General features: G+C 58.3%; 14 protein-coding genes and 1 riboswitch. Of the genes, 5 read left to right on the top strand and 9 right to left on the bottom strand.

The annotated features are described in order from the left end of the window. Positions 1-3: 3 nt before the first annotated feature. Both xsc and DHN12_RS16265 read right to left on the bottom strand, forming a co-directional pair. Positions 4-1,779, bottom strand: a complete 1,776-nt coding sequence (gene xsc, locus DHN12_RS16260) for a sulfoacetaldehyde acetyltransferase (RefSeq protein WP_108861158.1) — start codon at positions 1,777-1,779, stop codon at positions 4-6. 124 nt (positions 1,780-1,903) lie between these two features. Continuing rightward, positions 1,904-3,364 carry a PLP-dependent aminotransferase family protein gene (locus DHN12_RS16265; protein WP_108861159.1) on the bottom strand — a complete coding sequence of 487 codons (1,461 nt, stop codon included), beginning with the start codon at positions 3,362-3,364 and terminating at the stop codon, positions 1,904-1,906. Positions 3,365-3,498: 134 nt separating this feature from the next. Between DHN12_RS16265 and DHN12_RS16270 the strand changes: the two genes are divergently transcribed. Beyond that, positions 3,499-3,807, top strand: a complete 309-nt coding sequence (locus tag DHN12_RS16270) for a helix-turn-helix transcriptional regulator (protein WP_108861160.1) — start codon at positions 3,499-3,501, stop codon at positions 3,805-3,807. Beyond that, on the top strand, positions 3,800-4,828 hold the full coding sequence (locus DHN12_RS16275) for a permease (protein WP_108861161.1): 1,029 nt from the start codon (positions 3,800-3,802) through the stop codon (positions 4,826-4,828). The genes DHN12_RS16270 and DHN12_RS16275 overlap by 8 nt, the downstream gene beginning before the upstream one ends. 38 nt (positions 4,829-4,866) lie before the next feature. On the opposite strand, the gene DHN12_RS16280 is transcribed toward DHN12_RS16275, so the two are convergent. Both DHN12_RS16280 and DHN12_RS16285 read right to left on the bottom strand, forming a co-directional pair. After that, positions 4,867-5,256, bottom strand: coding sequence for a hypothetical protein (locus DHN12_RS16280; protein ID WP_108861162.1), 390 nt, complete (start codon positions 5,254-5,256; stop codon positions 4,867-4,869). Positions 5,257-5,307: 51 nt separating this feature from the next. Next, complete coding sequence (locus tag DHN12_RS16285) at positions 5,308-6,069, bottom strand: DUF1013 domain-containing protein (RefSeq protein ID WP_108861163.1); 762 nt, start codon at positions 6,067-6,069, stop codon at positions 5,308-5,310. 128 nt (positions 6,070-6,197) lie between these two features. Between DHN12_RS16285 and DHN12_RS16290 the strand changes: the two genes are divergently transcribed. Next, positions 6,198-6,839, top strand: coding sequence for a ribonuclease T2 (locus DHN12_RS16290; protein ID WP_108861164.1), 642 nt, complete (start codon positions 6,198-6,200; stop codon positions 6,837-6,839). Here DHN12_RS16290 and DHN12_RS16295 read toward each other — a convergent pair. After that, complete coding sequence (locus tag DHN12_RS16295; protein WP_108861165.1) at positions 6,836-7,324, bottom strand: hypothetical protein; 489 nt, start codon at positions 7,322-7,324, stop codon at positions 6,836-6,838. The two genes, DHN12_RS16290 and DHN12_RS16295, sit on opposite strands and share 4 nt — an antisense overlap. 180 nt (positions 7,325-7,504) lie before the next feature. Between DHN12_RS16295 and DHN12_RS16300 the strand changes: the two genes are divergently transcribed. After that, positions 7,505-8,350 (top strand): FkbM family methyltransferase, encoded by an 846-nt coding sequence (locus tag DHN12_RS16300; RefSeq protein WP_108861166.1) that lies wholly within the window; start codon positions 7,505-7,507, stop codon positions 8,348-8,350. 53 nt (positions 8,351-8,403) lie between these two features. Here the strand turns inward: DHN12_RS16300 and recR are convergent, their stop codons facing one another. From recR to DHN12_RS16315, 3 genes are all read right to left on the bottom strand, one after another. Further along, a complete protein-coding gene (gene recR, locus DHN12_RS16305) occupies positions 8,404-8,997 on the bottom strand; it encodes a recombination mediator RecR (protein ID WP_108861167.1) in 594 nt (197 codons plus the stop codon). A gap of 64 nt (positions 8,998-9,061) precedes the next feature. Then, complete coding sequence (locus tag DHN12_RS16310) at positions 9,062-9,406, bottom strand: YbaB/EbfC family nucleoid-associated protein (protein ID WP_108861168.1); 345 nt, start codon at positions 9,404-9,406, stop codon at positions 9,062-9,064. A 157-nt stretch (positions 9,407-9,563) separates the two neighbouring features. Beyond that, positions 9,564-11,315 carry a DNA polymerase III subunit gamma/tau gene (locus tag DHN12_RS16315; protein ID WP_108861169.1) on the bottom strand — a complete coding sequence of 584 codons (1,752 nt, stop codon included), beginning with the start codon at positions 11,313-11,315 and terminating at the stop codon, positions 9,564-9,566. Positions 11,316-11,471: 156 nt separating this feature from the next. Between DHN12_RS16315 and DHN12_RS16320 the strand changes: the two genes are divergently transcribed. Beyond that, entirely contained in the window at positions 11,472-11,969 is a 498-nt protein-coding gene (locus DHN12_RS16320) for a dual specificity protein phosphatase family protein (protein ID WP_108861170.1), read from the top strand. Between the two features lie 7 nt (positions 11,970-11,976). On the opposite strand, the gene DHN12_RS16325 is transcribed toward DHN12_RS16320, so the two are convergent. After that, positions 11,977-12,384, bottom strand: a complete 408-nt coding sequence (locus DHN12_RS16325) for a hypothetical protein (RefSeq protein ID WP_108861171.1) — start codon at positions 12,382-12,384, stop codon at positions 11,977-11,979. Between the two features lie 83 nt (positions 12,385-12,467). Further along, positions 12,468-12,688, bottom strand: a riboswitch (cobalamin riboswitch). Positions 12,689-12,702 lie beyond the last annotated feature (14 nt).

The raw sequence follows: 12,702 nt of genomic DNA on the forward strand, positions 1-12,702 counted from the left end.
CGATTATGCCCCGGCCGACGAATTCATGTCAGCCGCGTCGATACCGGCAACACGGACCGGCTTTTTCATGGCGTCGCGACGGAAGGGATCGCCCAGTTCCTGGTTGATCATGGCTTCGATCAGGGTGGTGATGCCATTTTTCTGGTCGATGATCGCCTGGTTCAGGGCCGCGGTCAGCTCGTCCTGGGTGCGTGCAACGACGCCTTTCAGACCACATGCGGTTGCGATACCGGCATAAGAGACCTGTTGGTCCAGTTCGGTGCCAACGAAGTTGTCGTCGAACCACAGGGTCGAGTTACGCTTTTCAGCGCCCCACTGGTAATTGCGGAAAACGATCTGGGTCACGGCTGGCCATTCTTCGCGGCCAATCGCGGTCAGTTCGTTCACAGCGATACCAAATGCGCCGTCACCCGAGAAACCGACAACCGGAACGTCCGGGCAACCAATTTTCGCGCCAACAACGGCAGGCAGGCCGTAACCACAGGGGCCAAACAGGCCAGGTGCCAGGTACTTGCGGCCTTCTTCGAAGGACGGGTACGCGTTACCGATGGCGCAGTTGTTACCGATATCGGACGAGATGATTGCCTCGGTCGGCAGCGCTGCTTGAATTGCGCGCCATGCCATGCGGGGGCTCATCCAGTCGGGCTTAGCGGCACGTGCACGCTCGTTCCAGGTGGTGCCCGGATCGTCGTTCTCGTGGGTCAGCGAGCTCAGTTCTTGCGCCCAAGCCGATTTGGTTGTGGCGATCAGGTTCTTGCGGTCTTCGCGACCTGCTTCACCGGCGTTGTCGCCCAGACGTTCCAGCAGACCTTCGGCCACTTTCTTGGCGTCGCCGACGATGCCAACGGTCACGTCTTTGGTCAGGCCGATACGATCAGGGTTCAGGTCAACCTGAATGATCTTGGCATCGGTCGGCCAGTAGTTGATGCCGTAGCCAGGCAAGGTCGAGAACGGGTTCAGACGAGTGCCCAGAGCCAGAACAACGTCCGCTTTGGCGATCAGTTCCATGCCGGCTTTCGAGCCGTTATAGCCCAGCGGACCGGCAAACAGCGGGTGCGAGCCGGGGAAGGCGTCGTTGTGCTGATAGCCAACGCAGACCGGTGCGGTCAGACGTTCAGCCAGATCGGCGGACGCAGGGATCGCGCCGGACAGAACAACACCGGCACCGTTCAGGATGACCGGGAATTTAGCGTCGGACAGCAGGGCTGCCGCTTCGTCCAGCGCTTCGGCGCCGCCAGCAGTTGCGGCAAATTCGACGATCTTAGGCAGTTCGATGTCGACAACCTGGGTCCACATATCACGCGGGATGTTCATTTGAGCAGGTGCCGAAGCACGCTTGGCTTGCAGGATGACGCGGTTCAGAACTTCGGCGACACGACTGGGGTCACGCAGTTCTTCCTGGTAGGCAACACAGTCCGCAAACATGCGCATCTGTTCCATTTCCTGGAAGCCACCCTGACCGATGGTCTTGTTGGCTGCCTGCGGAGTGATCAGCAGAACCGGGGTGTGGTTCCAGTATGCGGTTTTAACGGCAGTCACAAAGTTGGTGATGCCGGGGCCGTTCTGCGCGATCATCATCGACATCTTGCCGGTGGCACGGGTGTAGCCGTCCGCCATCATGCCGCCCGAACCTTCGTGGGCGCAGTCCCAGAAATTGATGCCTGCGGCCGGGAAGATATCCGAAATCGGCATCATGGCCGAACCGATGATACCGAACGCATGTTCGATACCGTGCATTTGCAGAACCTTAACAAAGGCCTCTTCAGTGGTCATTTTCATCTGAGTGTTCTCCGCACAATTGAAGAAAGGTTCGGGCACAGCACCCGCCTTTGATACGGTTTTGGCGCAAGGGGCGAAGCGGCGTTAGGGCCAGAACGTTAGGCGGGATATGTCCAGAGTCGTGCTAGGCGGAACGGATGGCATCCGCGATCAGTTTCACGCCCGGCCCGATGCGGTCCCGGCCAATGGACGAGTATCCAAGGCGATAGAAGTTGCGCGGTCGGTGCAACCCATTGAAGAACGAGGCGCCTGGTTCGATGTGCACGCCCTGGCTCTGCAGCTTTTTGGCAAGTTTGGTCGTGTCCACACGATCGGGGGCCGACATCCAAAGCGACGACCCGCCCATGATTCCGCGTCCGGCAACGGTAAGCCCGTACTGTTCGACCGCGCTGTCCAACGCTTCGCGTCGCCGGGCAAGGGTCTTCGACATACGTCGAATCTGAGCATCATAATGGCCCAGGGACAGGAAATAGGCCGCGGTGCGCTGGATATGGCCCGGCGGGTGGCGCAGCACCAAAGAACGCAAAGCACGGGCCTCGCGGATAAAAGGTTCGGACCCGACAATGTAGCCAAGGCGCAATCCGGGAAACAGCGATTTCGAGAAGCTGCCTACATAGATCACCCGTCCGTCGCGATCCATTGACTTAAGGGCCGGGGAGGGAGATCCCAGAAAGGCCATTTCAAACTCGTAATCGTCCTCGACCACCATGGCGTCCAGTTCGCGGGCGCGTTTCAGCAACTCGTGGCGGCGGTCGACGGGCATGGTTGCGGTCGTCGGGCTTTGGTGGCTGGGGGTGGTGAAAATTACATCTGTTTCATCCGGCAACGCATCCGGGGTCAGGCCATCGCGGTCAACGGCCAGTGGTGAAACTTTGCAGTCGGAGTGATTTAGCAAATCTCGCAGCGCATAGTAACAGGGGTCTTCAATCACCGCTGTGCGGTTGCGGTTCAAAAGAATGCGTGAAGCCAGCCAGAGCGCGTTTTGCGCGCCCATTGTGATCAGGATCTCTTCGGGGCGAGCGGCGATCCCGCGGCGCGGCAACGTGTGACGGGCGATGAATTCGATCAGCAGCGGATCATCCTGATCCATGTAGTCCCCGGTCAGGGATGCAAAATCCTTGTGACCCAGTGCACGGACCGCGCAGAGACGCCAATTGGCGTGGTCGAATAATTTCCGATCTGCCTGACCATAGATGAAAGGGTATTTGTAATCGCGCCAATTACTGGGCTTGGGCAGCACGTCCCCGTCCGAGAACCTGCGTGCGAGGGCCGTGTCCCAGTCGACATTTTCATCGCGTTTTTGCACAGGCGAATACTTGGGTGGCACGGGCGCGTTTTGCGACACGAAATACCCCGACCGGCCCTTGGCAGTCAGGTAGTCATTGGCCAGTAGTTCCGTATACGCCAATGTCACCGTGATCCGGCTAACACCCAGATGCGCCGCCAATTTGCGAGACGAGGGCAGCTTTTCCCCAACGTGGAACCGGCCAGACAAGATGCCTTCGGCAATCATCTGCTGGATCTGCGCCTGCAGCGTGCCCTGTCCGTTCAATTCCAGAAAGAATGTGTCGACCGATATTCCCATAGCGCCTTATAGGGTGGACTTAAGGTGAGGGCAATCTGGACTTAATCTCGTCTCGAGAATTCGTGAACAAGGCGCTTGACGAAAAAGAACGACTCGCCTAAATAACTATAAATCTAGCTTAATGGAGAAGTCAGATGTGGGAAACAGCTGCAGCAGGATTCTCGGCCATGGGCTCTGAAGCGCGACTGAAGGTTCTCAAGACATTGGTTCGGGCTGGTGAGGCCGGGTTGACCGTTGGGGAAATCCAGAACCGCACAGGCATTGCGCCTTCGACATTGGCCCATCACCTGCGGTTCCTCGCGGCCGGCGGTGTTGTCGAGCAAGAGAAAATCGGGCGCGCCACCATCAACCGCGCAAATTACGAAGAATTGAGAGACCTCGCGCAGTTCATTCTTAGCGAATGCTGCGCGGACGAAGTGGGAAAGGCTGCGAACGATGGCTGAGCTGACACAAAACCCAAAGGCACCGGCAAAGGTGGCCGTTGATCTGATCAAAACCCCATGGGCGGTGATCGTGGCCATTTTGGCGCTTGTGGCCGTCCTTGACCCCGGCAATTGGGGAGAGGTTGTAACCTTTGCGGGCAAAGCCCTTGCACATACCGGCCAGTATATTCTGTTCGCCGTCTTGCTGCTGTCTTACCTCAAGGCGACCGGTGCCGAAGTGATGGTTGCGCGCGCCTTTGAGGGGCGCGAAACGCGGATGATCTTTTTGGCCGCAGTCTTCGGCGGCCTCGCACCGTTCTGTTCTTGCGAAGTCATTCCGTTCATTGCTGGACTGCTGGCGCTTGGTGCACCTCTGTCCGCTGTTATGGCGTTCTGGCTCAGCTCGCCCTTGATTGATCCACCTACCCTGTTGATCACGGCAGGCGCATTGGGTTGGCCATTTGCAATCGGCAAGGCCATTGCAGCGGTCGCATTGGGTCTGTTTGGAGGCTTTGCCGTCCGTGCCCTGATGCGAGGCGGCGCGTTTGCCCAGCCTCTGCGCGAATACAAACCGGCTGGCTGCGGATGCGGACCTAAACAGGAGGACAAACCTGTCTGGAAGTTCTGGCAGGTACCCGAGCGTCGTCAGCGCTTCCGGTCCGAGTTCATTCACAACAGCTTGTTCCTGCTTAAATGGTTGGCTCTGGCCTATGTGCTTGAGGCGTTGTTGGTCAGCTATGTGCCGGCCGATCTGATCGCGCGCGTTGTCGGCGGTGACGGTGTTGTACCCATTGTCATTGCCTCGTTGGTCGGGATGCCCGCTTACCTGAACTCTTACGTCGCGCCGCCGCTGCTGGCTGGCCTGATGGAACAAGGGATGAGCGCAGGGGCCGCGATGTCCTTCATGGTCGCGGGTGCCGTCAGTTCGATCCCGGCAATGGCCGCGGTCTGGTCATTGGTCAAACCACGGGTCTTTGCGACCTATCTGGGGCTGGGGATCACTGGGGCCATCACCGCTGGCATTCTGTTCCAGATGATCTGAAACCAAAGCCGCCCGGTTTTCTTACCGGGCGGCTTTACTTATCCTGCTTCGCAGTGGCGCGGCAGTTTGAACCGATACCGAGCCTCGCCACTGTCCACGTACACACGTTTTTCGATGCATGCCGTGGTGCCAACGGTTTGTGAGACCGGAGCGTCGGTCGAAGTGACCGAGGTCGCAGACCCGTCCGGCAGTCGGACCGAAGCAATGACGCCGTTCTTGAGGTCCCCGTTGATGGGTGTCGCTGACAAGACGTTGACGGTCATGAATGCCTCATGCTCGTGCTCGCCGCTGTCGTTGAAGATCAGCAAACCAGCAGCGACGGCAACAAGACCAACACCGCCTGCCACGGGCAAACCCCAGGTCTTCAGGAAGGCATAGATCGAAACGGCGCGATGCGGTCCAAATAGTTTGGAAAGAACGTTCAGCATGGTTTTCTCGTAAAAAAGCCCCGGTCCGTTCAGGCCGGGGCTGTCTGTGCTTTAGGGGCGCGGATCGTCTTCGTCTTCGTCGTCGGCACCGCCTTTGGGCAGGTTGAAGAAGCTGTCCGCGTCGAGGATTGGTTCTTCTTCTTTCTCTTCCGCAGGCTCGTCCGACAGCGAGAAGGTTTCCAGACCTTCGATGGCAGTCGGGATCTTCGGCGCCGCGTCCATTTCCAGCGACTGTTCGGTCGAGACCAGCTTGCGGCGCTCGTCATCGCTCATGACGCCACCTTCGGCAGCTTTCTTTGCTGCGGCTTTCTGCACGATCGCGTCCAGCTCGGACTGTTTGCACAGACCTAGCGCAACGGGGTCGATCGGCTGCATATTGGAGATGTTCCAATGGGTCCGTTCACGGATCGACTGGATGGTTGGCTTGGTGGTGCCCACCAGCTTGGCGATCTGACCGTCGCTGAGTTCTGGGTGGAATTTGACCAGCCACAGGATCGAATTCGGACGGTCCTGACGCTTGGATAGCGGGGTATAGCGCGGACCGCGACGCTTTTCCTCGCCGCTTGCAGCGGGGTTGAACTTGAGCTTCAGCTTGTGCAGCGGGTTGTTCTGCGCGGTGTCGATCTCGTCCTGGGTCAGCTGGTTGTTGGCAATGGGGTCAAAGCCTTTCACGCCAGCGGCCACATCGCCGTCTGCGATGCCCTGTACCTCAAGCTCGTGCATGCCTACGAAATCCGCGATCTGCTTGAAGCTGATCGTGGTGTTGTCCACCAGCCATACGGCTGTTGCCTTGGCCATAAGCGGTTTTGCCATCAGCCCGTCTCCTATAAATACATCTTTCCCGTCGCCGGAATTCGGCGGCCCCTTTTTTGGGGCAGGTTTCCGTTGTCGGGGAACTTGGTCCGTATATAGTCGCGCCAAGGCAAGAAGGGAAGAGGCGAATGCGCTGGGTTGTTTTGGGGCTGGTTTCGTGGATTTTTGGTGCAATGGCGGCGCTGGGCGATGGCGAAAAAGCGGGCGAGTTTGACTACTATGTCTTGTCGCTTAGCTGGTCGCCCAACTGGTGCGCCCGCGAAGGCGACGCGCGCGGATCGGATCAATGCGACACCCGGCATGACCATGGCTGGATACTGCATGGTCTGTGGCCTCAGTACCATCAGGGTTGGCCCGCCTTCTGCCGCACGCCCGAGGCGCCGCCATCGCGCGCTATGTCACGCAAAATGACCGATATTCAGGGCAGTTCCGGTCTGGCGTGGCATCAGTGGAAAAAGCACGGCACCTGCACGGGTCTCAGCGCGTCCAACTATTATGCGCTGTCCCGGCAGGCGTATGAGGCGGTTGAGCGTCCTCAGGTATTCCGCAAGCTGGACGCCTCGGTCAAACTGCCTGCATCGGTTGTGGAAGAAGCCTTTCTGAAAGCCAACCCCGGCCTTGAGCGCGACATGATCACTGTGACCTGCAATCAGGGCTATATAGAAGAAGTCCGCCTGTGCCTGTCGCGCGACCTTGAACCCGTGCCTTGTGGGCGAGACGTAATCCGAGATTGCACCGCCAAAGACGCCCTGTTTGATCCGATTCGCTAGAGTTTCTTGTTCTGGCAGTCGCGCGCATATTCCAGCGCCTTGGCCGTGCCTTTCAGGTCAATCGCCATGACCACCTCACCCGCCGGGTTATAGACGGTCATGGTTTTGTTCTGGGCAATCGCATCCACGAAGCTTCGGTCTGTGAAAAACACCGTTGCACCTGGCACGTCGCGCTGATTGAATCCGATGGCAGTGGCGTCATAGCTTTTGCCGTCCAGATCGAACCGGATCGGATAACTCTCGCCCTGTTTGATGTCGCCCCACGCCTTGTTGTAGACGGCAAAATATCCCCGATTGTCCAGCGCGTCATAGCCCAGCCGCACGACCGAGAGGTCCTGATAGATCGTTTGGATCAAGCACCCGTTGCCAAGCGCGGGGTCCATCATGATGTTCCAACCTTCGACAAATCCCTTGTCGATGAGTTGTTGTGACCATGCGGCGGTCGCGGTGAAGGCGGCGAAGACAAAGGCGAGAATACGGGTCATTGAAAGCTCCGGACAAAACAGGGCAATTCCCGGCGAGGAAGGTTATTAGTTCTGAGATACCTACAAGATCTTATCACACCAAAAGCTTTTGTGTGACAAGCGGTGTGCACTTGTTGGTACAGGTTTTTTGTTTAATTTGGCGATCTAAGCTGTAGTTGTGTCTGGCGGGAGACCGATTTCATGAACCGTGAAATGACCAAACTGTTGCGCAAGAGATGCGCTTCAATTCAATTTTTACTGTCAGAAAGCAGCCCCCTGCGCGGTGAGTTCGAAGGGGGCAATGAGATTTCTCTTCTTACCGATGGCTCGATATTTCCACATGTCGCCCAGCATGAAGAATGGAGCTTCAACGAAACCAGGTTTATCGGGCAAGCCTGTCCGACTGGACCCTATCATCTAATCGATATCGGTGCGAATGTCGGTCTTTTTTCCCGGCAGGTCTTGATCAACTACCCTCAGGTAATATCAGCATCATGTTTTGAACCTAGCCCAGATAATACGGAGCACCTGAAGCGCAACCTCAAAGCGATGCCCATGGTGTCGGTTTTCGACTTTGGCTTGGGTCAATCAGACGGTGAACTGGCATTTTATAAAGACAGCGTGAATGGTGGGAATTTTTCCTTCAATCGAGACGCCGTGGCGGGCCGTGAGCATCTGGTCATCGTCGCCAAAATCAGAAGAATAACTGAAGGGCTGTTGGATAAATGCATGGGGGACGAGGCCAGTGGCCGACGCCTGATTTGGAAATCCGACACACAGGGGCTGGACGAGGCATTGATGAGTGAACTGCCCGAAAGCTTCTGGCAGCGCGTTGATCTGGCTTGTTTTGAAGGGTGGAGGATAGACAAGCCATCCCATGACGAACAGGCTTTTCGAAACGTCCTAAACAGCTTTGAATACTTGTATATTATTGGTCCGCGCAACAAAAGGCTGCGGCGCATTAGCAGCGCAAGATGTATTAGTTACTTGTCTGGAAGAGACCGCAAATGGGCAGACTTCTATCTGTCTCGGATGGAATTGCACTAAAAGTAGCTTTGCTCAGGTAAAACCTCTGTGCGCTCTGACCGTAGTCTGGTTACCTACAATTCCTTCCGCGCCCTGAGCGCCGCCGTAATCGTCCCGTCATCCAGATAATCCAACTCGCCGCCAATTGGCACACCCTGCGCCAGCGAGGTCAGGCGCACCTGCCCCTCCAACTGATCGGCAATGTAATGGGCTGTGGTCTGGCCGTCGACGGTCGCGTTCAGCGCCAGAATGACTTCGGTGATCCCTTCGGCCATCACCCGATCCTTTAGACGGGGGATGCGAAGCTCGTCCGGGCCGATGCCGTCCAAGGCAGACAGCGTGCCGCCCAGAACGTGATAGCGACCTTTGAAAACTGCAGCGCGCTCCATCGCCCAGAGGTCGGCGACGTCTTCGACCACGCACAGCTCTCCAGTCGCGCGGACCTCGCTGTCGCAAATGTCGCAGATATCGGTGGTGCCCACGTTGCCGCAGTTCAGGCATTCGCGGGCGGTGGCGGCCACCTGCTGCATTACGTCCGACAGGGGCGTCAGCAGCAGGGCGCGCTTTCGGATCAGGTGCAGCACCGCGCGGCGAGCCGAGCGGGGCCCGAGGCCCGGCAATTTGGCCATCAGATCGATCAGATTGTCGATATCGCTGTTCGAACTCACGGCGTGCGCTCCTGCAAAAGGGCCGGGCAGTTGTGCCCGGCCTTTGGGTCGTCAGGAGTATCTATCAGAACGGCAGCTTGATGTCTGCGGGCAGACCCATGCTTTCGGTCAGCCTTGCCATCTCTGCCTGAGAGCGCTCGGCCGCTTTGGTTTGCGCGTCCTTGATAGCGGCCAGAATCAGATCTTCGACAACTTCCTTATCGTCGCCGTTGAAGATCGACGGATCGATGTCCAGACCCTTCAGCTCGCCTTTTGCTGTGGCGGTGGCCTTCACCAGCCCTGCACCGGATTCGCCTACAACCATCAGGTTGTTCAGCTCTTCCTGCATGTCCGTCATCTTGGTCTGCAAATCCTGCGCGGATTTCATCATCTTGGCCATATCGCCCAGACCACCGAGTCCTTTGAGCATTGCTTTTCTCCTGCAAATCGGTTTGCCGCCTAAATACGGATGCTGTCGGTAGGGTACAAGGGGAGAGCTTCTCCCGCCCGTCGTCAAGGTCTGTGGCAAGACCTTTCCTCCCGTCCGACCCGGCAGCGCGGGAGTGTTTCCGCTTTGGTCGCTCGGATCAGTCCTCCTCGAACGGGTCCCATTCGTCTTCGACCTCAGGCAGGGCTTCGGTTTCGACCTTGGCGGCGCGTTCTTCCGGGGTTTCGATCCGCTTGATGCGCGCTTTTGGAAACTGCATCAGAACGGCTTGAACCAGTGGGTGTTGTTCGGCCTGCGCTTTCAACGCCAGATCAGCCGCGTCTCGAACCTCGGCGATTGTTGCCGCGTCCCCATCGGCCACGATTGAGACGGCCCATCGGTTTCCCGTCCAGCGTTGCAAGGCCGAACCAAGCCTTTGCGCCAGGTCGGTCGGCGCTTTGTCTGTAGGCGTGAACTCGATCCGTCCCGGGGAATACGAGACGAGACGCACGCCGTTTTCGACCTCAACCAATAGTTTTACGTCCCGGTTGGTGCGGATCAGTTCGACCACGTATTCGAAGGTTGGATAGCGTGCCAGCTCGGTCTGGATGTCCTGGGCAAGCGCTGCGGTGGGCGCCCCTGCCGGTCCACGCTGGGCCGAGAGATGCGTAGACGATGTCGTCTGTGCAGGTGCATGAGTTGGCACAGCCACACCACCTCCGGGTCCCCCGTTCGGTGGGGGGGGAGGCGCGTCCTGTAGTCGCTTGATAAGTTCTTCGGGGCTTGGCAAATCGGCCACATGGGTCAGACGAATGATTGCCATTTCGGCGGCCATCATCGCGTTGGGTGCTGCAGATACCTCGTCCAGCGCCTTTAGCAACATCTGCCACATGCGCGTCAACACCCGCATTGGCAGCGCCTCGGCCATCTGTTGACCCCGCGCGCGTTCATCCGGTGAGACGGTGGGGTCATCGGCGGCATCGGGCGTGATTTTGACCACGGAAACCCAATGGGTGATCTCGGCCAGATCGCGCAGAACGGCCAGCGGATCGGCCCCTTCGGCATACTGGCCGCTCAACTCGGTCAATGCCCCAGCCGCATCACCGCGCAGGATCATGTCCATCAGATCCAGCACGCGCCCGCGATCTGCAAGGCCCAGCATTGCCCGAACCTGATCGGCGCTGGTTTCCCCGGCACCATGTGAAATCGCTTGATCCAACAGCGATGTTGCATCGCGGGCAGACCCTTCGGCCGCTCGTGTGATCAAAGCCAGCGCGTCTTCTGCGATCTGTGCGTTTTCCGCCGCGGCGATCTTGTTGAGCAGACCGATCATATCTTCGGGTTCGATCCGGCGCAGGTCAAACCGTTGGCAGCGCGACAGCACTGTCACTGGAACTTTGCGAATCTCAGTCGTCGCAAAGATGAATTTTACGTGCTCGGGCGGTTCTTCAAGCGTTTTGAGCAGGGCATTGAAGGCGCTGGTCGACAGCATGTGAACTTCGTCGATGATATAGATCTTGTAGCGCGCACTGGCGGCACGATATCGGACACTGTCGATAATCTCGCGAATGTCGTTCACACCGGTCCGACTGGCGGCGTCCATCTCCATCACGTCGACATGGCGTCCTTCCATGATGGCGATGCAATGCTCGCACTGGCCACAAGGTTCGGTTGTTGGTTTGCCTTCACCATCGGGACCGATGCAGTTCATACCTTTGGCGATAATCCGGGCAGTGGTGGTTTTACCTGTACCTCGAATGCCGGTCATGATGAAGGCTTGCGCGATCCGATCCGCTTCGAACGCATTTTTCAGCGTGCGCACCATTGCGTCCTGTCCAACCAGATCTGCAAAGGTTTCAGGGCGGTACTTGCGGGCAAGAACCTGATAGGCGGGGCTGGGCGTTTCGGTCATGTCTGCTCTGTCAGATTCGTGTCAGAAATGCAGCGTAGAGACACGGGCCGCCCGCGTCCACAGCAGGCTTTGTGGAATTTCGGTTTGGACAGCGTCTGTAAACGGGATAAACCGGCTGTCAAAATCTGTAGGCCGGTGGCAGTAGGAGCATAAGCTTTGGCAAAATTTGCAATCTACGCGCTGCCTGTTGGCTCAGGCACCTTGGCGCTGTCCCCCTTGCCTGGCGGCGGCGGTGGGTATGTGGATGATCTGAGGGTGATACAGGACTGGAACCCCGATCTGGTGATTTCAATGACCACCGAGGCCGAGATGCAGAAGGTCGGTGCAGGCGGTTTTGGTCGAGACGTTCAAAACAGACCCGCGACCTGGGTGCATCTTCCGGTCGAGGATTTTGGCACGCCGCCCCTGCCAATCGAAACTCTTTGGCCTCAAGCCAGCGCAGCCGCCCGGCAAGTGCTGTCCGACGGTGGACGCGTGCTGGTGCATTGCCGGGGCGGTTGTGGGCGGTCGGGGATGGTCGCGCTGAGGCTCATGTTGGAATGCGGCGAAGATCCAAACCATGCGCTAAACCGGCTGCGCTTGGCCCGACCATGCGCGGTGGAAACGGAGCAGCAGATGGCCTGGGCCATGAAACCGGCCCAGAGCGATAGGTGAACTAGGATCAGGCCGTGGCTTGTTGAACAACCTGATGCGATGGACACGGTACAAGGGCCGATGCCTGAAGCATGGCGCAAGGCAAGGCCGCCAAAACACCAGCAGGCAGAGTGGAAAAGTCAGGGCCGAACATCATATCGGCGTATTCGTCCAGCGTGTCGGCTGAGGCGCCCGTGTTTGCCCCGCAATAGACCCTGATCCGGGCCGGGCTGGCGCGAAACCGTGCGGTGCAGCCCTCATCGCAATGGGTCAGTTCGCTGGAGCCGTCCACCTCAAATTCGCTGGTCGTCATCGGTTGTGCTGTTGCCATCGCCTCGGCCAAGGCCCGAGCCATTTGGGCCAATGCGGGGCAGGTTTTCCCCGTTTTCTGGCACAGGGTGGCGGTGAACTCGTGGGTCGTTGTCTTCCAGATCATAATGCGCCCTCCGCGCGGTGAGCGGGGGACGTGGAACAGGGAACTCAGCGCACTGAAGACCTGCCCGGACACCCCGCCCGAGTTTCGGTTTTTACTTTGATGGCAGGTCTCCTGACTTGCGGGTCATTGCTTTGCCGACCTTCCCAGCCTTTCGGCCAGTGGTATTTCGGCATTGCTTACCGCTTACAGTTGCGGGGGCAGTCGCGGCCTTGGTCCGTTCCGGCATTGCCGGGCTGGACCGCACCGAGTTCCCTTTTCATCCCGCCCCAATATCAGGACGAGAACCATCACCTCATCGCTAGCGGTTGTAGGTGGCTT

Origin of the sequence: Ruegeria sp. Alg231-54, assembly GCF_900143525.1 — a bacterium.
GTDB lineage: Bacteria > Pseudomonadota > Alphaproteobacteria > Rhodobacterales > Rhodobacteraceae > Ruegeria.